Below are 22,693 nucleotides of genomic sequence, written 5' to 3'. Positions count from 1 at the left end.
TACACAGTTGATAAATCCCCTCATCCGTCTACGCTGAAAAAATCCGTGTGAAAAAATGACCTTCCGCGTGGCCCGACGATCTGATGGACATAATCAACGCCCTACTTGATGAGATTTACGCAGGCCGCTTCCCCGTCGCCGCACGTGAGCGTCTGCTTTCCCACATTCGTGCAGCGCGAGATACCGCTAAACTGCCACGCAAAGCCCACTGGGATGAAAAGGATGTGGTGCTGATTAGCTACGCGGATCAGTTCCGTGAATCCGATCAGCCCACGCTCGCCAGCTTCTCGCACTTCTATCAGCAGCATCTGCAATCCACTTTCAGCCTGGTGCATCTGCTGCCGTTCTTTCCCTACTCTTCCGACGATGGCTTCTCCGTGATTGATTATCACCAGGTGAATCCTCTCTGTGGCGAGTGGCAGCATATCGCAGCGCTGCACAGTGAAACCCGGCTGATGTTCGATTTTGTCTGCAACCATATGTCGGCGCACAGCCAATGGTTTCGCCACTTTCTGGCGCAGGATCCCGGCTGGGACGACTTCTTTATTAGCATGCCACCGGCCACCGATCTCAGCGCCGTGACGCGTCCCCGCACCTCGCCGTTGCTCACGCCCTTTGAGATGGCTGATGGTGAGACACGCTTTATCTGGACCACCTTCAGCGCTGATCAAATCGACCTTAACTTTGCCAATCCTGAAGTGCTGATTCGCATGGTCGACGTATTGCTGGATTACCTGAACAAAGGCGCCGATTACGTTCGCCTTGATGCAGTGGGATATATGTGGAAGACGCCGGGTACAAATTGTATTCACCTGCCCAAGACCCACCAGCTGGTGAAGCTGTTTCGCGCCATCGCTAACGAAGTCGCACCGGGCACAGTGATCGTCACGGAAACCAATGTGCCGCACAAGGACAACATCAGCTATTTTGGTAACGGGCACGACGAAGCGCAGATGGTGTATCAATTTTCACTGCCGCCGCTGGTGCTCTATGCCATTCATTCAGGATCCGCACGCGCGCTGCGTCAATGGGCCAGCACGCTGGGCACCGGTAACGGTACCACCACGTTCTTCAACTTCCTTGCCTCGCACGATGGCATTGGCCTCAATCCTGCGCGCGGTATTTTGTCTGAAGTGGAGATCGTAGCACTGGTGCGAGATTTGGCGCTGGAAGGGGCGCTGGTGTCTTATAAAAACAATCCCGATGGCACCACCAGCCCTTACGAAATTAACGTCACCTATTTCGATGCTCTCAACCAGCAGAATGATGACGATGACACGCGTCTGCGCCGATTCCTGCTGGCACACGCCATTCTGCTCGCCTTTCCGGGCGTGCCGGCGATCTATATCCAAAGCATTCTGGGATCGCGCAACGACAATGAAGGCGTGCGCGCGGCAGGACACAACCGCGCCATCAATCGCCAGAAATACAGTTTGCGTGAAATGGAACAGTGGATCAGTGGCGAGGACCCGTTGCGTCAGCAGGTGTATGAACGACTCAGCGCATTGATCCAGCTGCGCACCCGCCAGAGTGCGTTCCACCCGGATAATGCGATGACGCTACTGGAGAGTGAAAATACCGTGCTGATGTTGCGACGACATGCGCCAGGCAGTGATGACGGGCTCTTGTGCGTGTTTAATCTCAGCAGCCGGGAAGTCACCACGCATCTGCCACAGACACGACATTTCCAGGATGTGATCAGCGGCGAGAAGATCGACGGCAGCCAGCCGATGACACTGGCTGCGTGGCAATTTATGTGGCTGCGTGGATAAACTGCTGCACCTGCTGACAAAACGCATCAGGATGAGAGATAAAGGGAGCGTGGGCGGCCTTCTCCATCACAACCGATGGCGACGCCGGCCAGCGCGCATCCAGCTCCGCCGCAATACGACGCGGCACCAGGCCGTCGAGTGATCCATAGATACGCATAAACGGCAGCGCAAGATTATCCAGCGCCGTACGCAGATCGTCCTGTCGCAAAATCTCTAACCCACCTTCCAGCACCGCGACCGAAGGCATTGGCTGCGATAGCACCACATCTTTGAGCTGACGTGCATCCTGGCGCGCATTTTCCGTACCCATGGTTTGCAAGGCCAGGAAACGTTCTACGGTGCGCTGGAAATCATTGCTCAGCTGCTGCTGGAAGCTCTCCAGCGTCTCAGGCTTGATGCCCGGCCAATCCTCGTGCGCGGTAAAACAGGGCGACGACGCCACGCTAATCAGCGCGGTGACACGTTCAGGCTGCGTCAGCGCAATCTGGCTGGCAACCAGTCCCCCCAGCGACCAACCGAGCAACACTGCACGCTCAGGAAGTTGCGGAAGCAGCTGTTGAGCCATGTCGGCTAAGTTCAGTGCACCAAATCCCTGGCTGCGGCCAAAGCCAGGCAGATCCACCAGGTGCAGACGAAAATGCGGGCTGAGTCGTGGAACAATGTTCTGCCACACTTCGGCATTCAATCCCCAGCCGTGCAGCAGCACAAGATCGCGATCGCCAGTGCCTGTGGTGTGCCAGTAAAGCGAACTCATCGGTTACACTCCCGAAAAGTGAAAAGAGGCCGCTATGCTATCAATCCCTGCCTTGTGTTGGCTATGCCGCCTGCCATTACAGATTGCCAGACACGGGCTATGCAGCCGCTGTGTGCAACAAATCCCGGCGCTGCCCGCGATCTGCCCCTGCTGTGCACTGCCGGCCAGCGGCACCCGATTGTGCGGCCGCTGTCTGCGTCGTCCACCGCCGTGGCACAGCCTGACTTGCGTGAGTGATTACCTGCCGCCGCTGAGTGATTGGGTCATCCAGCTGAAATTTTCTCGGGCAACCGCACTCAGAGTGATGCTGGCACGACTCCTTTTGTTAAAATTTTTAAATAGTCGCCGCGATAACCTTACGCCGCGCATCGATTTGGTGTTGAGTGTGCCGTTACATCGGCGTCGTGCCTGGCAGCGTGGCTATAATCAGGCTGAGCTGCTGGCAAAACCGCTGGCACACTGGCTAGGTTGTGAATATCGTGCGGGGGTGCGCCGCAGACGGCGGGGATTGGTCCAGCATGCATTGCGCGCTTCGGCGCGGAAAAAGAATCTGCGCGGGGCCTTTTCCCTTGAAATGCCGGTGCGCGGACGCCATATCCTGCTCATCGACGATGTGGTTACCACCGGAAGCACGGTGGCAGAAATCAGCCGCATTTTGCTGGCGCAAGGCGCGGCCAGCGTGCATATTGGCTGCCTGTGCCGTACCTTGTAGAGCGTCGGCGTTGGGCGTATTATAACCAAGTAATTTAGTCAACTATTGAGCAATCGCCATGATCGTTATTACTGATGCTGCGCAAGAGCACTTCTCAAAATTGCTGTCAAAACAAGAAGATGGCACGCAAATTCGCGTATTCGTCATTAATCCGGGTACGCCAACCGCGGAATGCGGTGTTTCTTACTGCCCACCCGATGCAGTAGAAGCCACTGATACTGAAATGAAGTTCGAAAAGCTGTCAGCCTATGTTGATGAGTTGAGCGCGCCTTATCTGGAAGATGCTGAGATCGATTTTGTCACCGATAACCTCGGTTCCCAGCTGACGCTGAAAGCGCCAAACGCCAAGATGCGTAAAGTGTCTGATGATGCGCCAATGGTTGAGCGCGTGGAGTATCTGCTGCAAGCGCAGATCAACCCACAGCTGGCGGGTCACGGTGGTCGTGTATCCCTGATGGAAATCACCGATGACGGTTACGCGATTCTGCAGTTTGGCGGCGGCTGTAACGGCTGTTCAATGATCGACGTCACGCTGAAAGATGGCATCGAGAAAGAGTTGCTGGCAGCGTTCCCTGAGCTGAAAGGTGTGCGTGACCTCACTGAACACCAGCGCGGCGAGCACTCTTACTATTGATTTTCTTGCGGCAGCGTACCCGCGCTGCCGCAGATTTCTACCTCGCTTTGCGTCCGTCATTCACCGCTTTCAGAACTTGCTTCACGGCTTTGTCGGCAAACATCTCTTCCAGCGTGACACATAACTTGCGCCGCCAGTTGGGATACTCATCCACTGTGCCAGGCACGTTGACCGGCATTGTCATGCCGAGCCAATCTTCCGGCTGCAATCCCAGTAATGCGCTTTCCGTACGGGCCAGGTAACGGTGCATCGCCACATTGATCGCCGGCGTCAGCGGTTGCTTCAACGCAGGTAGACGACTGCGAGCTGGCATGGCCCCCGCCAGCTGTAAAGCATCCAGCAATGCCTGCTTTTGTGCCGTGCGCTGCTGTTGCAGGGAATGCAGTACGCTATCGCGGTACATGCCGAGCTTTTCACCCAATGCCAAATCTTCCGCCTGCCAGAATCCGCTCAACGTGGGCAAATCATGAGTACTGGCGCTGGCAATGGACTGACGTGGATAAGCCGCAGGCAGGCGGTAGCGGCCATCGCGCGCCTGCTCAAAGAACAGCACTTTCCACGAGAAAATGCCGTGGCTGCGCATCATGCGAACGATGATCGGCGGCACAATGCCCAGATCCTCACCGATCACCATGCAGCGATGGCGCTGACTTTCCAGCGCCAGAATCGCCATCAAATCCTCCACCGGATACGAAACGTAAGCGCCTTTATCCGCTGTCTCACCGTACGGAATCCACCACAGACGCAATAACGCCATCACGTGATCGATACGCAACGCACCGCAATCGCGCATGTTGGCGCGTAGCAAATCGATAAAGGGCTGATAGCCGCGCGCGCGCATCTCATGCGGATCAAGCGGCGGCAACGCCCAGTTTTGCCCCAATGGCCCCAGGCGATCCGGCGGTGCCCCCACCGAAGCCCCCAGCTTATACAATTGCGGGTCCTGCCAGGTTTCTGCGCTGTGCTGCGCCACACCGACCGCCAAATCCCGGTACAATCCCACCGTCATGCCGAGCTGCTGGCTACGCTGCCAGCAGGCGGCAAATTGCTGCTGCGCCAGCCACTGCAACCAACACCAGAATTGAATCTCGTCCTCATGTGCAGCACACCACTGCTGCACCTCAGGCTGATGCGCATTGCGCCAGGTTTCCGGCCATGACGCCCAACCCCACTCCTTCTCCTGCTGAGCGCTGCGTTCTGCCAGAATGCCGTCAAACGCCGCCTGATAGCGCAGATGATCGCCACCCTCGGCGACAAATTGCAGGAATTCCTGCTCAGGCTGATAATGCTGCCAGGACAGGCGTAGCGCGGTGATTTTCAACTCAGCCACCGCTCGATAATCGATAAAGTCAGTGGCGCGCGCGGCTTGCACAGCCTTGCGCGTTTTGGCGCGTTTCCACCAGCGCTGTGCTTCAGCGCTTTGAGCGAATGCCGCCACCTGATTAACGTCGATATACAGCATATTCAGCCAGCGACGCGAGGTGGGGCTATAAGGGCTGGCGTGGTCAGGCTGCGCAGGATAAAGCGCGTGTAGCGGGTTGAGGCCAACAAAATCGCCTCCGTGAGCGGCGATCTGCTCCAGCATTTGCGCAAGATCGCCAAAATCACCTATCCCCCAATTGCGATCGGATCGCAGCGTATAAAGCTGTACCAGCGCTCCCCAGCGTTTTTCGCCTTGCGCTAGCGGTTCGGATAAATAGCAGCGACGCGGCGCGATGATGATGCGCGAGTGCCACTGCTGACGCCCTTGCCGTAGGGTCAAACGGTGATAACCCTGCGGCAGACGCGGCGGCAATGTGAAAGTCTCTCCTGCCTGAAGCAGGCCACTGTAAGTTTTGCCGTGTTCGGTTTCAAACTGCCAGTTAAACTCGCCTTTGCCCTGCGGGCAACACTGACGCGGACGGCGCGGAGTGAAAACCAGCACCGGTGGCAGTGGTGGCGTTTTACCTTCCGGCGTATTCATCACCGCCAGCAGTGCACGTTTGGTGTCGTCGCTAATGCGCACCCGCTCACCGTTCGCATTGGTAAAATCTACCGCAATACCCGCTTCCTGCGCGGCCTGATCCAGTTTGCTGAACGTCATCACGTCTCCTTGGGTGCAGTGCGCATCAATACGTATCCGACGAAAACCTTATCGAAACCATGTCGAGCGGCCATCAATAGCGAGCTGGAAATCAGCGCGCGGCCTGCCAGATGCGTTGCTGGTAATCGCGAATCGAACGATCGGAACTGAATCGCCCGGTGCGCGCGGTGTTGAGAATCGCCGCTTTAGTCCAGGCTTCCGGGTTCTTCCACAAGGCTTCAACCTGTTGCTGCGCGTCGAGATAAGCGTCGAAATCGGCCAGCACCAGCCAGGGATCGCCACCTTTGGTCAGGCTGGTGAGCAGCATATCGAATGCCTGCTTATCACCTTCGCTGAACTTGCCCTTCTCCAGATCTTTCAACAATCCATCCAGATACTTATTTTGCTTGCGCAGTTTTTTCGGGCTGTAACCGTTGGCTTTGAGCGCCTTAACCTCATCCACGGTATTGCCGAAGATAAAGATGTTCTTCTCGCCCACCGCTTCGGCGATTTCGACGTTCGCACCATCCAGCGTGCCAATGGTCAGCGCGCCGTTCAGCGCCAGCTTCATATTCCCGGTGCCGGACGCTTCATAACCGGCAGTCGAGATTTGCTCTGAGAGATCGGCTGCCGGAATCATCAACTCGGCGGCGGTAATGCGATAGTCAGGGATAAACACGACTTTTAACCGATCGCCGACTTTCGGGTCGTTATTGATCACCTCGGCCACTTTGTTAATGGCGTAGATGATGTTCTTGGCAAGGTAGTAGCCCGGCGCGGCCTTGGCACCGAACAGGAATACGCGCGGCACAAAGTCGGGGTTTTCAGGATTGTCCCGCAGCTGACGATAGCAGTGCAGCATATGTAGCAGGCTGAGGTGCTGACGTTTGTACTCGTGTAGCCGCTTAATCTGCACATCGAACAGCGCATCAGGATTCACATCAATGCCGGTCACGCGTTTGATGTATACGGTCAGGCGCAGCTTGTTCTGCTGCTTGATGGTGCGGAACTGCTGACGAAAAACTTTTTTACGCGCATAGGGCGCCAGCCACTCCAGCGCATCCAGATCGTTGGCCCACTCCACCTGCAACGTTTCGTCAATCAGGTTCGACAGCAATGGATTGCACTGCTTCAACCAGCGGCGCGGCGTGATGCCATTGGTCACATTATGGAATTTGTTTGGCCACAGAAGGTGGTATTCCGGGAACAGATCCTTCACCACCAGCTCAGAGTGCAGCGCAGCCACGCCATTCACGGCGAAGCAACTCACCACACACAGGTTCGCCATACGCACCTGTCCATCAGCCACCACCGCCAGCTTTTGCCATGTCGCGCTATCGCCGGGCCACTGCTTCTTGACGATTTTTTTCAGACGCTGGTTAATTTCGCGGATGATCAGCATATGGCGCGGCAGCAGATCGCGCACCAGCGACTCATCCCAACGCTCCAGCGCTTCCGGCATCAAGGTGTGATTGGTATAGGCGAAAACGCGGCTGGTGATGTGCCAGGCTTCATCCCAACTCAACTGATGCTCATCCAGCAGGATACGCAGCATCTCCGGGATGGCGATAGTGGGATGCGTGTCGTTGAGCTGGATGACTTCAAAATCGGGCAAGGTGTGGATCGAGCGCCCGGCAAGATGGTGGCGGCGCAGAATATCGCCCACCGCACAGGCGCACTGGAAATATTGCTGCATCAGGCGCAGGCGTTTACCTTCTGCGTGATTATCGTTGGGATACAGCACCTTGGTGAGTTTGTCAGCATCAATGCCGGGCTGTTCGGCCTGCAGGAACTTGCCATCATTGAACAGGGTGAGATCGAACGGGTGCACGCTGGTGGCTTGCCACAAACGTAACGGCAGTGTCACGCCATTGCGGTAGCCGACCACCGGCAAATCCCAGGCTTCACCTTTAAGATGAAATTTAGGTCGCCACTGTAGCGAGCCATCGCTGTTTTTCTTCACTTTGCCGCCGATGCCAACCTGCACATCCTGCGCGGCGTTATGGCGAAACCACGGATAACTGTTGCGCTGCCAGTCGTCCGGCGCCTCTTTTTGCTGGCCATCGTCAAAGGTCTGGCGGAACAAACCGTACTGATAATTAAGGCCATGTCCCATCGCGGCCTGCCCGACAGTGGCCATCGAGTCCATGTAACACGCGGCCAGTCGCCCCAATCCACCGTTGCCAAGCGCCGGATCCACCTCTTCCTCCAGCAACTCACTGAGTTCTACCTGATGCGCGGCCAGCGCTTCCTTCACCTCGTCGTACCAACCCAGATTCAGCAAGTTGTTACCGGTCAGGCGGCCGATAAGAAACTCCATCGACAGATAGTTCACATGGCGTTGGCCTGCGCGCGGTGTAGCGGGCGGCTGCGTGGCGAGCATCTCGGTCAGCACACGGCTTAATGCCTGCCACCACTGATGCGGTGTCATTTGCTGGGCGGAGGTGAGTCCAAGGTGCTGCCATTGGCGGGTAAGTGCGGCGTCGAAACGTGTTTTATTAAATTTTTGCTGCGACATATCAATCCCTTCGAGTCCGTTAACGGTAAAGACGGGCGAGCGCATAACCAGAAAGGATAAGTAAAGCCGGGGGCGAAGAAAAAAGCGACAGAGAAATGCGGATGGAGGGAAAAAAAGTGGATTTACGCGTGGCGCGCAACCAGATGCCATCCTGCGGGCGGCACAGCAACCGCCCCGACAGGATGGATTAGCAGAGTTCGAGATGGACTTCGTGTTGCTCAATCACCTTCAGCACGCTGGCGGGCGGCGTCTGATCGGTATACATGTAGTCAATCAGGCTCATATTCCCCAGGTTCACCATTGCATTACGGCCAAATTTCGAATGGTCCACCACCAACATCACGCAGCGTGAGTTTTCGATTATCGCGCGTTTGGTGCGGACTTCGTGGTAATCGAACTCCAGCAGTGAGCCATCCATATCGATGCCGCTGATGCCGAGAATGCCGTAATCGAGGCGAAACTGGGAGATGAAATCCAGCGTCGCTTCACCCATGATGCCGCCATCCCGCGTACGCACTTCGCCGCCAGCGATGATGACGCGGAAATCCGGCTTCGCCATCAGCAAAATCGCCACATTGAGGTTGTTGGTCACCACGCGCAGATTGTTGTGATTCAGCAACGCATGCGCCACCGCTTCAGGCGTAGTGCCGATATCGATAAACAGCGTGGCACCATCCGGAATCTGGCTCGCCACACGCTCGGCAATGCGCGCTTTTTCCGCCGACCACATCATTTTGCGGTCCTGCCATGCGGTGTTTTCAGAGCTGGAAGGCAGCGCCGCGCCGCCGTGATGACGCTGGATTTTATTCTGATCGGCCAGATCGTTCAGGTCACGCCGAATGGTTTGCGGGCTCACCTCAAAGTGATCCACCAGCTCTTCCGTACTGACATATCCCTGGCGTCGCACCAAATCGATAATGGCGTCATGACGTTGCGTCTGCTTCACATCTCTCTCCTCGGCTCAGAGCCGTTTTCTTTTTATACCTGCTACCGACGAGCCACATTGCGCGTATCGACAAACGCCATGGCCAGGCCGACCAGCAAGCCGGTGACATGTGCAGCGTTAGCAATCGACAGCCCAAAAGCGCCGTACCAGCCAATAATCAGCCATACAATAGCGAAGCCCATCAGACCACGCTCCAGATAAATGCCACTTTCGGGATCGCGCTCGCCACGCAGCCAGCAATAACCCATCAGCGCATACACCACGCCCGATAGTCCGCCGAACAGCACACCGCTGAATTTGGCCTGCATCCAGCCGCTCAACAGCGCGGAAATGAGCATAATCACAAACAGCTTACCGCTGCCAATACGCTTTTCCACTGCGCCACCGAGATACCACCACCACATCAGATTGAACAGGATGTGCAGCAGTGAGAAGTGCAACAACGCATGGCTAAACCAGCGCCACACCTGGAAATACTGTGAGGAGTCAGCAGGCCACGCCAGCCAATCCAGCGCCACATCATCACCAACAATCTGCATCATGATGAACACCGCCACGCAGGCGATCATGATCGTCATGGTGAGCGGGCCTGCGCGTTCACGAATATTCGCCCAGATGTTGCTGCGTTCATAGCGCAAGCCACTTTCGGTACTGCCTGTATGCCAGCTGGCGGCCTGATAGCGCGGATGATTAGGGTCGCGTACGAACTGGGCAAGTTCGTTTTCAACCATCTCCAGTCTGCCTTCATCATCCAGCATAATGACATAGTGGCTTTCGCGCTCAATTCGCAGCGTGACGCCGCGCGTTGCCATGTAATCCACAAACGCCTGCGCCATACGTGGGTTGTTGAACTGAGTGATGCGCATCGTGCGGGTTCTCCTTCCTTTGTGTGATCGTCTCAGACGCTGCCAGTATCTACCTGCGAGGGGAACACGGCGCGCCAGGCGTCAAAACCGCCATCGATGCTATACGCGGCGTTGAATCCCTGCCCTAACAGGAACTGTGCTGCACCTTTGCTGCTGTTGCCGTGATAGCACATCACCAACACCGGCAGCTCATGATTCGCCTGCGCGATAAAGTCCGCCAGATTGTCGTTCGACAGATGTAACGAGCCTGTCGCGTGGCCCATGGCATAGCTTTGTGGGTCGCGAATGTCCACCAGCTGCGCGCCTTGTGCCAGGTGCTCGTTAGCCTGCTGAACCGAAATACATTCGAAGTTTTCCATGGTGTCTCTCATAAGGTCGTCACAATTAGCGCCTAGTTTAACCTGAGAATCCGTCGCGATAACCTGACAAAAGTTATGGCTATGGATTTTTTTTCCTGCAGGAATGTTAGCTATATCACGCAAAAATGTTTTTATTGAGTTAAGCGCTGGCATCAATGTTGGTTTCCGATTATTATTACGCTCGAAAACGAACATTTTAGAACTATTCCGAACATCGGAGGAGATGACGTGGAAACCAAAGACCTGATCGTGATCGGCGGCGGCATTAACGGAGCCGGCATTGCAGTGGACGCTGCAGGACGCGGACTGTCAGTGCTGATGCTGGAGGCGCGGGATTTGGCCTGTGCAACCTCCTCCAACAGCTCTAAATTAATCCACGGTGGCCTGCGCTACCTGGAACATTACGAATTCCGTCTGGTGGGCGAAGCGCTGGCCGAACGCGAAGTGCTGCTGAAAATGGCACCGCACATTGCCTTCCCAATGCGCTTCCGCTTGCCACATCGCCCGCATCTGCGTCCGGCGTGGATGATTCGCCTTGGCCTGTTTATGTACGATCGCCTGGGTAAACGCACCACCTTACCGGGCAGTAAAGGCCTGCGTTTTGGCGCGGAATCGGCCCTTAAGCCTGAGATCACGCGCGGATTCGAATATTCTGACTGCTGGGTGGATGATGCGCGCATGGTCGTGCTCAACGCGCAGGAAGTGGTGAAACAGGGCGGCGAAGTGCGTACCCGTACCCGCGTTAACCGTGCATGGCGCGAAGGCGGTCTCTGGATGGTGGAAGCGGAAGATATCGATACCGGCAAAATTTTCACCTGGCGCGCTAAAGGCCTGGTCAACGCCGCTGGTCCATGGGTGAAGCAACTGTTCGACGATGGTCTGAAACTGAAATCACCTTATGGCATTCGCCTGATCAAAGGCAGCCACATTGTGGTGCCGCGCGTACACCGTGAAAAGCAGGCTTATATCCTGCAGAACGAAGATAACCGTATCGTGTTTGTGATTCCGTGGATGGACGAGTTCTCTATCATCGGTACGACGGATGTGGAGTACAAAGGCGATCCGAAAGACGTGAAGATCGATGACAACGAAATCAGCTATCTGCTGAAAGTGTTTAACGGACACTTCAAACAGCAACTGAGCAAAGATGACATCGTCTGGACTTATTCTGGTGTGCGTCCGCTGTGTGATGACGAATCGGATTCACCGCAGGCCATCACCCGTGATTACACGCTGGATGTGCATGACGACAATGGCCAGGCGCCGCTGCTGTCGGTGTTCGGCGGCAAGCTGACCACCTATCGTAAGCTGGCAGAGCACGCGCTGGAGAAACTGGCGAAGTACTATCCCAACGCCGGCCCAGCCTGGACTAAATCAGCAGTACTGCCAGGCGGTGATTTCTCTGGCACCCGTGAAGATTACGCCGCAGGCCTGCGTCGTCGCTATCCGTTTATCAGCGAAGGCATGGCGCGCCACTTTGCCCGTACCTACGGTAGCCGCACCGAAGAACTGCTGGCAGGCGCAAGCAGTCTGGCGGATCTGGGCGAGAACTTCGGTCACGAGTTTTATGAAGCTGAATTGCGCTACCTGGTGAAAAATGAATGGGTGCGCGAACTGGATGATGCAATCTGGCGTCGTACCAAACAAGGTATGTGGCTGACAGAAGCCGAGCAGGCACGCATTCGTGAGTGGCTGGCGGTCAACGGTCAGAAACCGGCGCTGTCGCTGGCTTCATAATCCAGGCCAAATAGAAAGGCCGTTATCCTGCAAGGGATAACGGCCTTTTTTATTGTGTCTGATGGTCAAAAGAGCGCGATAAATCGCGCATCATTGAACTTATAAGCCGGTATTCTCGCGAATATATTTACGCGCTTTCACCGCATATTCGAACGGATTGGCCAGCGCCGGATCCTGTTCCGCTTCCACCACCATCCAGCCTTTGTAGCCGTAATCGTCGAGGATTTTGAACACCGGTTTGAAATCAATCACGCCGTCGCCCGGCACGGTGAAGGTGCCTTTCTTCACGCCATCGAGGAACGACAGTGATTTTTCACGCACTTCAGCCACCACGCTGTCACGCACATCTTTCAGGTGCACGTGGAAAATACGTGGCAGATATTTGGTCAGCACATCCAGCATCGCCTGCTGTGAGCCTTCGGAGTAGTAGATGTGGCCAGTGTCATACAGCAGGCCGACATTCTGATTGGTCGATTCCATAAAGCGATCGATTTCCGCTGGGGTCTGAATGCCGGTCCCCATGTGATGGTGCAGCGTTACGCGCATGCCCTTCTTCGCCGCGATCTCAGCCAACTCGTTGTAGCCTTCCGCTGTCAGACGCCACTCTTCGTCAGTGAAGATCGGCTTCTGCTCCAGCACTGCCAGCGTGGTGCCCTGAATGCTTTTACTCTGCTCAGAGCAGCCAATCACGCGCGCGCCCATGGCGTGCAGGAAGTTCATGTGCTGGGTGAACTCGTCGATGGTTTTCGCCTTGTCGCCGTTGGCGAAGAAGGTGCTGAACCAGGCATTGCAGATCTGAATACCGCGAATTTCCAGCATCGGTTTCAGCACTGCCGGATCTTTCGGATATTTGCTGCCGACCTCACTGCCGGTAAAGCCTGCCAGCGCCATTTCACTGACGGTCTGCTGGAAGGTGTTTTCGCTGCCCAGCTCTGGCATGTCATCGTTGGTCCAGCCGATTGGCGCAATCGCCAGTTTTACATTGTCTTTGTTCATTTCAATTCCCTGATTCTGAGAGAGAAGTGTTAGCGCACAGGCTCAGTTATTTGGCGTAAAAGTCTGGACGCGCTGGCATGGTCACCGGCTCGATAGCGCCGCTGTTCTGGGCTTTATGGCAGGCATCCGCCGCAACGGAGGCAGCAAAACCATCCCAGGCGGAAGGCCCGGTCAACTTGCCCGCCGTGGCGTCATTGATGAAGGCTTGCAGCTCAACGTCGTAAGCCTCGATAAAACGGTCTTTCCAGTCAGTGAGCAGCGCATTGCCGAGACGCGCGTTTTTACGCATCTGAATAGATGAAGGCTCAGGCAGTTTGGCAATGCCCTCTTCGCCCACCACTTCACACTGAATGTCGTAGCCGTATGCGCAGTTCACGAAGATCTCGACATCAATACGAATGCCCTTCTGGGTTTCGAACAGCACGATTTGCGGATCTTTCAATTTGGCATGGCTCTTCGAGGTGGAACGCGGGAACACCACCTGCACCGATTTATAATCGTCTTCGGTCAACCAGCGCAGCACGTCCAGCTCGTGAATCAGGGTGTTGGTGATTGCCATATCGGTGGTGTAATTTTCCCCCACGCTCTGGTTGCGGTGCGCACAGTGCAGCATCAGCGGCTCGCCGATTTCACCGTCAGTGATCACTTTCTTCAACGCGCGATAGCCTGAATCGTACGGACGCATAAAGCCCACCTGCACCAGGCGTTTACCGTGTTTGATTTCGGCATCAACGATGCGACGGCAGCCTTCGGCGCTCATCGCCAGCGGCTTCTCGCAGAACACGGGCTTGCCAGCAGCAATGGCGGCAAGGGTGAATTCTTCATGGGTCGGATCCCATGATGTCACCAGAATGGCATCCACCTCCGGCGAGTTAATCACCTGATGACCATCCTGATACACCTCAGCTTCGATATTCAAACGCTGCAGCGCCGCGCGGGCCCCTTCCACGTTGATGTCTGAAACCGCCACCACTTTCGCGCCCTGCAACACATTGTTGCAGCGACGAATGTGATCCTGACCAATTGCACCGGTACCAATTACACCGAGTTTGAGCGTCATAATTACACCTGTAGAGTCGGATAAGTATGCCCTTCATATTTCAAGATGCAGGTGCGTTGGCTGCTCTCGTTGGCCGCCTTCCTGACTCTCGAATTATTTGGGGGACATAGGGTTAAACAAGGCCGGCGAACGCCGGCCTAAAAAGGGTGTTAGTACTTACGTGCTTGTTCGATATGCACGTTAAGTTTGTCGGCCACTTCCTGCGTGCGTTCAGACGTTGAAGTCTGAGCCACACCAACGTGCCACCAGCTGAAATATTTGTGAATCATGGTTTTTGGCAGCACTTTGATGTCGAACAGCACTGAAACGGTCTGTTTCTGCGCGTCAATCAGTGCCGCTTCCAACTGTTCCAGCGTGGTAATGCGATAGGTTTTGCAACCGTAACCGCCCGCAATCGCCGCGAAATCGACCGGAATAAAGCCGCCATCCAACTTGCCGCCTTCCGGGTTGCGGAAACGGAACTCGGTGGTGAAGCTGTCCATGCCGTGTTCCATCTGTAGGTTGTTAATACAGCCGTTGGTCATGTTATCCAGCAGCACCACGTTGATTTTCGCGCCTTCCTGAATCGAGGTGACCAGCTCGGAGTGCAGCATCATGAACGAGCCATCTCCCACCATCACATAGACTTCACGCTGCGGCTGGGCCAGCTTCACGCCCAACGCGGCATTGACTTCGTAGCCCATACAGGAATAGCCGTATTCAACGTGGTACGAGTTGTAATCTTTGGTGCGCCACATGCGTTGCAGGTCGCCCGGCAGACTGCCCGCTGCCGCGACAATCACTGCATCCTTTGGGAGCTGCTCGTTTAAGGTGCCCAGCACGCTGCTCTGCGTCAGCACTGACTGCGTCAGGCGCTCAAACTCAGTAAATAGCGCTTCACGGTCAATGTGGTCGGCGATTTCGGGAATGAAATCGTCGGTGTTGTAAGTAGCGGCATACACACGCTGCGTCTCTTTCAGCAGCTTGCTTTGTGCCTGTTCAACCTGACCGCCCCAGTGGTTTTCAAAGCCTTTTAGGCCGCTTTCCAGTGCAGTCAACCCTTCACGCGCATCCGCTAACAGCTGCACTGCATCGAGCTTGTAGCTGTCGAAATTGCTGACGTTGATGTTGAGGTAGCTCACTTCAGGATTCTGGAAAATCCATTTCGAGGCGGTGGTGAAATCGGTGTAGCGCGTGCCGATCCCGATCACCAGGTCGGCTTCTTTCGCCAACAGGTTAGCAGCCAGGCAGCCCGTTTCGCCGACGCCACCCACATTCAGCGGATGATCAGAAACAATGGTGCCTTTACCGGCCTGTGTTTCCGCAAACGGAATGTTAAAGCGTTCCGCGAATTTCAGTAGCGCGGCACCGGCATCGGAATATTTCAGACCGCCACCCACGATAATCAGCGGCTTGTGTTTACGCGCAATCAGCGACAGAGCATCTTCCAACTGAGCAGCTGTCGGCATACGGCGATCCAGACGGTGCACACGTTTCTGGAAGAAATATTCCGGGAAGTCCCAGGCCTCACCCTGCACGTCTTGCGGCAGCGCGATGGTCACGGCACCGGTTTCCGCCGGATCGGTCAGCACACGCAAGGCATTAATACAGGCAGTCATCAGCTGTTCAGGACGGCTAACGCGATCCCAGTATTTGCTCACCGCGCGGAAGGCATCGTTGGTACTGATGCTGAGATCGTGGCTCTGCTCAATCTGCTGCAGCACCGGGTCAGGCTGACGCGTGGCGAACACATCGCCCGGCAGCAGCAGTAAAGGAATGCGGTTCGCGGTCGCCGTGGCAGCTGCGGTGATCATGTTCGCCGCGCCCGGTCCGACTGAAGAGGTACAGGCGATAATCTGACGACGCAGCGACTGCTTGGCGAAACCAATCGCCGCATGCGCCATGCCCTGTTCATTACGACCCTGATGCACCACCAGATCGCCGCTGTCCTGCTCCAGCGCTTGCCCCAGTCCCAGCACGTTACCGTGGCCAAAAATGGCAAAAATGCCTTTCACAAATTTGGTTTCAACGCCGTCAACGTTCAGATACTGGTTATCAAGAAATTTCACCAGCGCCTGTGCCGTGGTAAGTCTGATTGTGCCCATATGCTTCTTCCTTTACATGCTGGTACCTGACGTGAGGTACAACGCGGTTCGGGTTTTCGCTGCCGTGACGGCACCCGCGGATAAGTGAAACGTGTGGCGATTATAAACAAATATTTTTTTCATTAAACGTAATTACAGAAGAAACATTTCATTTTGCGATGGAGATCAAATTCAGCGATGAAACGTTGCCAGCGAAGGCCGTTGCAGGGGTAAAAGTGAAATGACAAAATAGCATTTTAACAAGATAGCGAAATTTCATTTCACTTCAGTAGCTTCCTTTATTCACAGCCATTTTCCTGCGACCTGGCTCACAAGCCATAGCATCAGTGAAACCGATGCTAAACAGCATGCCGTGATAGCGCATCGTGCAGAGTTTTACCTCGGTCACAAAATCGCGATGGATGTTTCATTTCATATTGTATTTGGAATTTTTATTCCTCATACTGCCACCATAGCCAATCAGGCACCTTGAGAACCCGGAAGCATAGCGCTTGATGTTGGGCGTTTTCGCCCCAGTGTCTGCTTATCACAGAAGGAAACCACAGGTATGAGTACACAACAGAAGCGGCTTGATGTGATTTGTATCGGACGCATCGCCGTCGACCTCTACGGTCAGCAAATCGGATCACGTCTGGAAGATATGACCAGCTTTAATAAATATCTGGGCGGTTCTTCCGGTAACGTGGCCTATGGAACAGCTATTCAGGGCCTGAAATCGGCCATGCTGGCGCGCGTAGGGGATGAACATAACGGCCGCTTTCTGCGAGAAGAATTGCAGCGCGTAGGTTGCAACACCGATGGGCTGATCACCGATAAAAACCGCCTGACCGGCCTGGTGATCCTCGGTATTAAAGATGAGGATACCTTCCCACTGATCTTCTACCGTGACAACTGTGCCGATATGGGCCTGGTGCCGGATGACATTAAAGAGGAATTCATCACCTCTTCTCGCGCTGTCGCGGTCACCGGTACGCATCTTTCACATCCGCAAACCCGCGCGGCAGTACTGAAAGCGTTGGATATCGCCAAGCGAAATGGTCTGCGCACCGCACTGGATATCGATTATCGTCCGGTGCTGTGGGGGCTGACGTCACTGGGCGATGGCGAAACGCGTTTCGTTGAATCCGGCGAAGTCACGAAACAGCTACAGGAAGTGCTGCACTATTTCGATTTGGTGGTAGGAACGGAAGAAGAGTTCCACATTGCCGGCGGCAGTACGGATACGCTGACAGCACTGAAAAATGTGCGCCAGGCAAGTAAAGCCACGCTGGTCTGTAAACGTGGACCGCTGGGGTGCGTGGTGTTTGAAGGTGATATCCCGGACAGCTGGGAGCAGACAAAATTGCAAACCGGCGTTCGCGTTGAAGTCCTGAACGTGCTGGGTGCAGGCGATGCCTTTATGTCTGGCCTGCTGCGCGGCTGGCTGAATGATGAAAGCTGGGAACAGGCTTGCCGCTACGCCAACGCCTGTGGTGCGCTGGTGGTTTCACGCCATGGTTGCGCGCCGGCGATGCCAACCAAAGAAGAGCTGGACGATTTCCTCGGTCGCGACAAAGACGTAAAACGCCCGGATCTGGATGCGCGTCTCAACCATCTGCACCGCGTCACCACGCGTAAACAACAGTGGCCAGAACTCAATGTGTTCGCGTTCGACCATCGCAAACAGCTGGCCGATATGGCCCGTGAAGCAGGCGTCAGTGAAGATAAGATCCCACAGTTGAAACTGCTGCTGTTGCAGGCGGCGCAGGAAGCGGCCAACGAAGCAGGCTTAAATGAGAAGAGTGGGATTCTGGCGGATACCACCTACGGCCAGAAAGCACTGAACGCGATTACCGGCAAAAACTGGTGGATTGGCCGTCCGATCGAACTGCCAAGCTCGCGTCCCCTGCGTCTGGAGCACGGTAACATCGGTTCGCAACTGGTCGACTGGCCAGCAGAGCACGTGGTGAAATGCCTGGTGTTCTACCATCCGCACGACAGCGCCGAGCTGCGTAAAGAGCAGGATGAACTGGTACTTGATGTGTGGAACGGCTGTAACAAGAGCGGGCATGAGCTGCTGCTGGAACTGATTCTGCCGGAGAGCAATCCGGACCGAAATGAATCGTACTATTACGACATGCTGAGCCACTTCTATAGCCTGGGCATTCAGCCGGACTGGTGGAAACTGCCACCGCTGTCGGCAGAGAGCTGGCAGGCTATCAGCGGGTTGATCGAACAGAACGATCCCCACTGCCGCGGCATTCTGCTGCTCGGCCTTGATGCGCCGGAAGAGACGCTGAAAGCCGGTTTCGCCGCTGCAGCGCAGGCACCGTGGGTCAAAGGCTTCGCCGTCGGCCGTACCATCTTCGGTCAACCGTCACGTCAGTGGCTCAACGGCGAGCTGGATGACAAAGCGCTGATTGAAACGGTGAAAGGCAACTATCTGCGACTGATTGGTTACTGGCGCGCGGCGCGTGGCTGATTGGCGTTAAAGCAGTGCAAAAGCGGCTCGCAAGGGCCGCTTTTTTTATGGGCATCAGCACTGCCGCTAATCACTTCTTTTTGTGAGGCATTTCATAAACCGATGAAATAAGCGTCACGATAGCGTCAAACAAATGAAATTTTCCATCCATCTGGTACTATAGCGCTCATTATCCAGCCATATTTTCATTTTTTGACGGGCCGAAGTCATGACCAACAATCCAACCCAATTAACCTTGTTACAGGACGATATCCGTCGTCGCTATGAGACGCTGAGTAAACGCCTGAAGCAGGTGGCTCGTTATATCCTTGATAACAGCAACAGCATTGCATTCGATACCGTGGCTTCCATCGCGCAACAGGCCGATGTGCCGCCCTCCACGCTGATCCGCTTTGCCAACGCCTTTGGTTTTAGCGGTTTCAACGAAATGAAACAGGTTTTCCGTCAGCACCTGATGGAAGAAACCGTGAACTACACCGAGCGCGCCCGTCTGTTCCGCCAGACTGCCACTGATGACAGCGCCAGCTCGCCTGAAAGCCCGGTAGAAATCCTCAACGTCTTTACTATGGTGAACAGCCAGGCATTGCAGCAGTTAGCGATGCAGGTCAATCCGGACCAGCTGAACAAAGCGGTGAAGATGCTGGATGAAGCGGAGAATATCTACATCATTGGCCTGCGTCGCTCCTTCAGCGTTGCGTCCTATCTGGTGTATGCGCTGCGCCATCTGGAGCGTCGTGCGTTTCTGATCGACGGTCTCGGCGGCATGTTCACCGAGCAGTTGAGCATGGTGAATCCCAAAGATGTGGTGATTGCCATTAGCTACTCGCCGTATGCGCGTGAAGCGGTTGAGCTGGTTGAGTTGGGTGCCAAACGCGGGGCACATCTGATTGCCATCACCGACAGCCAGGTGAGCCCGCTGGCTGCCTTCAGCGATGTGTGCTTTGTGGTGCGCGAAGCGCAGGTTGATGGCTTCCGTTCGCAGGTGGCCTCCCTCTGCCTGGCGCAGACGCTGGCGGTTTCATTAGCGCTGAATAATACCGGCACCGGCGAATAACTTCGCCAGATGTTGTACATCAAAAAGGGCAGCCATTTGGCTGCCCTTTTTACATTTGTCATTCATATCTTGCGGTGTGCTGCCAGGTGCACATCACTGCGCACCCAACGACAAGCGTATCGCTAGTCGGTAGCGTCGCCATTATGGCGACCTGCGACTTTATTTGCTGCGCGGGTACTTATCGCTGTTCACCCAGGCGTGGTCTTTCTCCCAGGTGAACTTCCACAAACGCACCGGACCGGCCATCACGTTCAGATAGTAATTGTCGTAACCCGCAATGGTGGCCACCGGATGGTAGCCACGCGGGACGGTCACCACATCGCGGTTATACGGCGCCATGCACTCGTCAAGTGAACGGTCGTCGGTATACACGCGCTGCATCGCGAAGCCTGGCTCTGGATCGAAACGGTGATAGTAGGTCTCTTCCAGATAGGTCTCATCCGGACTGGTTTTCTGGTCGTGCTTATGGCTGGGGTACGAACTGGTCGCACCCTCGTCGGTATACACTTCCACCACCAGCAGGCTGTCCGCTTCTTTGTTGTCCGGCAAAATGTTGTGCACCAGACGCTGGTTGCGTCCTTTACCACGCTGCTCTACACCCACATCTTCCGGTGCAATCAGGCGTGCAGGCAGATTGCCTTTGCTCGGTGCATTACACACCGCCAGCTCCAGATCGCTATCGGCGTAGACTTCTACTTCATCATCGTGCGGCACATACACCGAGTACGGTGGAATACGCTCGAACGGTGACAGGCGCTTACCCAGGTTCGGGAACTCCGCGTTGCGGGTTTTTACCGAGGCAAAACCCGCCACCAACACCAGACACAGTTCTTTATCGCCGCTGCTGAGCTTTAGGCTCTGGCCCTTCTTCAGCAGGTAGGCATCAAAGCCGACGTACTCCCAGCCCGCACTTTCTGGCGTGACGTGCTGGATACGACCATTACTGTCTGGCTGCTGCGCTTTCGAAATCAAAGACATCATCGATCTCCTAAGTTAAGCGAGATTAGCCCAGCGTTGGCATGCTGAACTCTGAAACAGTCTGCTGACCGCTCGGCCAGCGCACGGTGGCGGTTTTCATGCGGGTGTAGAAACGCACACCGTCTGGACCGTGCACGTTCAGCGCACCAAACACCGAACGCTTCCAGCCACCGAAGCTGTGGAACGCCATTGGCACTGGCACCGGCACGTTAACACCCACCATGCCCGCTTCCACGTTCTGCACAAACTCACGCGCGGTGTGGCCGTTGCTGGTGAAGATGGCGCTGCCGTTACCGAATTCATGGCTGTTGACCAGCTTCAGTGCACTGTCAAAATCAGTAGAACGCATGATGCTCAGCACCGGCCCGAAGATCTCTTCGCGCCAGATCACCATGTCCGGGGTCACGTTATCAAACAGGGTGCCGCCCACGTAATAACCCTCTTCATGGCCTGCGACTTTTACGCCGCGACCATCTACCACCAGTTTTGCGCCCTCGGCTTCACCTTTGTCGATGTAGCCCAGCACTTTCTTCTGATGCGCGGCAGAAACCACCGGGCCCATTTCGTTCTCTTCAGCACCTTTCTGGATACCGGGGCCGATGCGCAGCGCTTTGATCAGCGGCGTCAGACGCGCAATCAGTTTGTCAGCAGTATCATTGCCCACTGCAACAACCACAGGCAGCGCCATGCAACGCTCACCGGCAGAACCAAACGCGCCGCCCATGATGGCATTCACGGTGGCATCCAGATCGGCATCAGGCATTACGATGGCGTGGTTTTTCGCCGCACCAAACGCCTGCACACGTTTGCCGTGGGCGCTGGCGGTTTTATAGATGTGCTCGGCCACGCCGGAAGAACCGACGAAGCTCACTGCGGCAATACGCGGATCTTTGTACAGCTGCTCAGCATCTTCGTTAGAGGAGTGCACCACGTTGAACACGCCATCCGGCAGTCCCGCTTCTTTCAGCAGTTCAGCCATACGCACAGAGGCTGATGGATCCAGCGCCGGTGGCTTCAGGATAAAGGTGTTACCGCACGCCAGGGCGATTGGGAACATCCACAGTGGCACCATCGCCGGGAAGTTGAAGGGCGTAATACCCGCGACCACGCCAACCGGCTGCATCAGCGAGTAGCTATCCACGCCGGTGCCGACGCTTGGTGAGTTTTCACCTTTGATCAGATGCGGGATTCCGCAGGCAAACTCGATCACTTCAATACCGCGCGTCAGCTCACCCAACGCATCCGACCACACTTTGCCATGCTCAGACACGATCAGCGCAGCCAGTTCGTCACGGTGTTTTTCCATCAGTGCTTTGAAGTTGAACATCACACGGGCACGACGCAGCGGCGCTGTTTTCGACCATTCAGGGAACGCGGCATGGGCGATTTCGATCGCTTTTTCCACTTCAGCAGCGGTGCTCTGCGTCAGTTCACGCGCGACTTTGCCGGTGGCTGGATCGTATACCGGGATGGTTTCATTGCTGGCGCTGTGGGTAATCTTGCCGCCGATAAAGTTTCCTACGATAGTCATGTCGTTGCCTCTTTGATGTGAAGTTCCCTGCAGGCAGTCGGTTATCACTGCAACGCCACCTGACCAGGCAATACGAAAAGCGTGCTATGAAGCTATTACAATGAAATAAATTTTTCAAATACTTCTTTTTGGAAAATTTCCTTTTAGCGGCATGGATCGCATTTTTACC

General features: G+C 55.4%; 17 protein-coding genes. 6 read left to right on the top strand and 11 right to left on the bottom strand.

Going from position 1 to position 22,693, the window contains the following annotated elements:
- The first annotated feature begins 83 nt into the window (after window positions 1-83).
- On the top strand, window positions 84-1,772 hold the full coding sequence (locus WFP70_RS14955; RefSeq protein WP_337023720.1) for an alpha-amylase family glycosyl hydrolase: 1,689 nt from the start codon (window positions 84-86) through the stop codon (window positions 1,770-1,772).
- On the opposite strand, the gene bioH is transcribed toward WFP70_RS14955, so the two are convergent.
- Entirely contained in the window at window positions 1,753-2,526 is a 774-nt protein-coding gene (gene bioH / locus WFP70_RS14950; RefSeq protein WP_337023721.1) for a pimeloyl-ACP methyl ester esterase BioH, read from the bottom strand. The two genes, WFP70_RS14955 and bioH, sit on opposite strands and share 20 nt — an antisense overlap.
- A gap of 34 nt (window positions 2,527-2,560) precedes the next feature.
- Between bioH and gntX the strand changes: the two genes are divergently transcribed.
- Window positions 2,561-3,238, top strand: coding sequence for a DNA utilization protein GntX (gene gntX / locus WFP70_RS14945; protein ID WP_337023722.1), 678 nt, complete (start codon window positions 2,561-2,563; stop codon window positions 3,236-3,238).
- Between the two features lie 58 nt (window positions 3,239-3,296).
- Complete coding sequence (nfuA, locus tag WFP70_RS14940) at window positions 3,297-3,872, top strand: Fe-S biogenesis protein NfuA (protein ID WP_034819678.1); 576 nt, start codon at window positions 3,297-3,299, stop codon at window positions 3,870-3,872.
- A 37-nt stretch (window positions 3,873-3,909) separates the two neighbouring features.
- Here the strand turns inward: nfuA and malQ are convergent, their stop codons facing one another.
- The 5 genes from malQ to glpE form a co-directional block, all read right to left on the bottom strand.
- Window positions 3,910-5,955: a 4-alpha-glucanotransferase gene (gene malQ / locus WFP70_RS14935; RefSeq protein WP_337023723.1), complete on the bottom strand. Its 2,046-nt coding sequence runs from the start codon at window positions 5,953-5,955 to the stop codon at window positions 3,910-3,912.
- A 91-nt stretch (window positions 5,956-6,046) separates the two neighbouring features.
- The gene (gene malP / locus WFP70_RS14930; RefSeq protein WP_337023724.1) at window positions 6,047-8,452 is read right to left on the bottom strand and encodes a maltodextrin phosphorylase; all 2,406 of its coding nucleotides are present in this window, start codon (window positions 8,450-8,452) and stop codon (window positions 6,047-6,049) included.
- Window positions 8,453-8,639: 187 nt separating this feature from the next.
- Window positions 8,640-9,398: a DeoR/GlpR family transcriptional regulator gene (locus tag WFP70_RS14925; protein WP_034819687.1), complete on the bottom strand. Its 759-nt coding sequence runs from the start codon at window positions 9,396-9,398 to the stop codon at window positions 8,640-8,642.
- A gap of 41 nt (window positions 9,399-9,439) precedes the next feature.
- Window positions 9,440-10,264, bottom strand: a complete 825-nt coding sequence (glpG, locus tag WFP70_RS14920) for a rhomboid family intramembrane serine protease GlpG (RefSeq protein ID WP_034819691.1) — start codon at window positions 10,262-10,264, stop codon at window positions 9,440-9,442.
- Between the two features lie 32 nt (window positions 10,265-10,296).
- The gene (gene glpE / locus WFP70_RS14915) at window positions 10,297-10,623 is read right to left on the bottom strand and encodes a thiosulfate sulfurtransferase GlpE (protein ID WP_034819693.1); all 327 of its coding nucleotides are present in this window, start codon (window positions 10,621-10,623) and stop codon (window positions 10,297-10,299) included.
- Window positions 10,624-10,851: 228 nt separating this feature from the next.
- Here glpE and glpD point away from each other — a divergent pair, with 228 nt between their 5' ends.
- Window positions 10,852-12,360: a glycerol-3-phosphate dehydrogenase gene (gene glpD, locus WFP70_RS14910; protein ID WP_034819696.1), complete on the top strand. Its 1,509-nt coding sequence runs from the start codon at window positions 10,852-10,854 to the stop codon at window positions 12,358-12,360.
- 99 nt (window positions 12,361-12,459) lie between these two features.
- On the opposite strand, the gene iolE is transcribed toward glpD, so the two are convergent.
- From iolE to iolD, 3 genes are all read right to left on the bottom strand, one after another.
- Complete coding sequence (iolE, locus tag WFP70_RS14905; RefSeq protein ID WP_034819699.1) at window positions 12,460-13,356, bottom strand: myo-inosose-2 dehydratase; 897 nt, start codon at window positions 13,354-13,356, stop codon at window positions 12,460-12,462.
- A 46-nt stretch (window positions 13,357-13,402) separates the two neighbouring features.
- On the bottom strand, window positions 13,403-14,416 hold the full coding sequence (locus WFP70_RS14900) for a Gfo/Idh/MocA family protein (RefSeq protein WP_038644253.1): 1,014 nt from the start codon (window positions 14,414-14,416) through the stop codon (window positions 13,403-13,405).
- Between the two features lie 149 nt (window positions 14,417-14,565).
- Window positions 14,566-16,500 (bottom strand): 3D-(3,5/4)-trihydroxycyclohexane-1,2-dione acylhydrolase (decyclizing), encoded by a 1,935-nt coding sequence (gene iolD / locus WFP70_RS14895; RefSeq protein ID WP_337023725.1) that lies wholly within the window; start codon window positions 16,498-16,500, stop codon window positions 14,566-14,568.
- Between the two features lie 547 nt (window positions 16,501-17,047).
- Between iolD and WFP70_RS14890 the strand changes: the two genes are divergently transcribed.
- Both WFP70_RS14890 and WFP70_RS14885 read left to right on the top strand, forming a co-directional pair.
- Window positions 17,048-18,961 carry a bifunctional 5-dehydro-2-deoxygluconokinase/5-dehydro-2-deoxyphosphogluconate aldolase gene (locus tag WFP70_RS14890; RefSeq protein ID WP_034819708.1) on the top strand — a complete coding sequence of 638 codons (1,914 nt, stop codon included), beginning with the start codon at window positions 17,048-17,050 and terminating at the stop codon, window positions 18,959-18,961.
- A gap of 208 nt (window positions 18,962-19,169) precedes the next feature.
- A complete protein-coding gene (locus tag WFP70_RS14885) occupies window positions 19,170-20,015 on the top strand; it encodes a MurR/RpiR family transcriptional regulator (protein WP_034819711.1) in 846 nt (281 codons plus the stop codon).
- Between the two features lie 159 nt (window positions 20,016-20,174).
- Here WFP70_RS14885 and iolB read toward each other — a convergent pair whose 3' ends face one another.
- Together iolB and WFP70_RS14875 are read right to left on the bottom strand one after the other, a co-directional pair.
- Window positions 20,175-20,993: a 5-deoxy-glucuronate isomerase gene (iolB, locus tag WFP70_RS14880; RefSeq protein WP_038644251.1), complete on the bottom strand. Its 819-nt coding sequence runs from the start codon at window positions 20,991-20,993 to the stop codon at window positions 20,175-20,177.
- A 25-nt stretch (window positions 20,994-21,018) separates the two neighbouring features.
- Window positions 21,019-22,524 (bottom strand): CoA-acylating methylmalonate-semialdehyde dehydrogenase, encoded by a 1,506-nt coding sequence (locus WFP70_RS14875; protein ID WP_038644250.1) that lies wholly within the window; start codon window positions 22,522-22,524, stop codon window positions 21,019-21,021.
- Window positions 22,525-22,693: the final 169 nt, after the last annotated feature.

It is taken from the genome of Pantoea sp. USMM079 (assembly GCF_037153115.1).
GTDB lineage: Bacteria > Pseudomonadota > Gammaproteobacteria > Enterobacterales > Enterobacteriaceae > Pantoea > Pantoea communis.
This window is presented reverse-complemented; position numbering and strand designations above follow the sequence as displayed.

Bases quoted from the DNA above. Each gene is read 5' to 3' on its own strand.
- nfuA (WP_034819678.1), top strand. From the start codon at position 3,297: ATGATCGTTATTACTGATGCTGCGCAAGAGCACTTCTCAAAATTGCTG.
- WFP70_RS14900 (WP_038644253.1), bottom strand. From the start codon at position 14,416: ATGACGCTCAAACTCGGTGTAATTGGTACCGGTGCAATTGGTCAGGAT.
- malP (WP_337023724.1), bottom strand. From the start codon at position 8,452: ATGTCGCAGCAAAAATTTAATAAAACACGTTTCGACGCCGCACTTACC.
- glpG (WP_034819691.1), bottom strand. From the start codon at position 10,264: ATGCGCATCACTCAGTTCAACAACCCACGTATGGCGCAGGCGTTTGTG.
- WFP70_RS14890 (WP_034819708.1), top strand. From the start codon at position 17,048: ATGAGTACACAACAGAAGCGGCTTGATGTGATTTGTATCGGACGCATC.
- malQ (WP_337023723.1), bottom strand. From the start codon at position 5,955: ATGACGTTCAGCAAACTGGATCAGGCCGCGCAGGAAGCGGGTATTGCG.
- glpE (WP_034819693.1), bottom strand. From the start codon at position 10,623: ATGGAAAACTTCGAATGTATTTCGGTTCAGCAGGCTAACGAGCACCTG.
- bioH (WP_337023721.1), bottom strand. From the start codon at position 2,526: ATGAGTTCGCTTTACTGGCACACCACAGGCACTGGCGATCGCGATCTT.
- iolD (WP_337023725.1), bottom strand. From the start codon at position 16,500: ATGGGCACAATCAGACTTACCACGGCACAGGCGCTGGTGAAATTTCTT.
- WFP70_RS14875 (WP_038644250.1), bottom strand. From the start codon at position 22,524: ATGACTATCGTAGGAAACTTTATCGGCGGCAAGATTACCCACAGCGCC.
- WFP70_RS14955 (WP_337023720.1), top strand. From the start codon at position 84: ATGGACATAATCAACGCCCTACTTGATGAGATTTACGCAGGCCGCTTC.
- iolB (WP_038644251.1), bottom strand. From the start codon at position 20,993: ATGTCTTTGATTTCGAAAGCGCAGCAGCCAGACAGTAATGGTCGTATC.
- gntX (WP_337023722.1), top strand. From the start codon at position 2,561: ATGCTATCAATCCCTGCCTTGTGTTGGCTATGCCGCCTGCCATTACAG.
- iolE (WP_034819699.1), bottom strand. From the start codon at position 13,356: ATGAACAAAGACAATGTAAAACTGGCGATTGCGCCAATCGGCTGGACC.
- WFP70_RS14885 (WP_034819711.1), top strand. From the start codon at position 19,170: ATGACCAACAATCCAACCCAATTAACCTTGTTACAGGACGATATCCGT.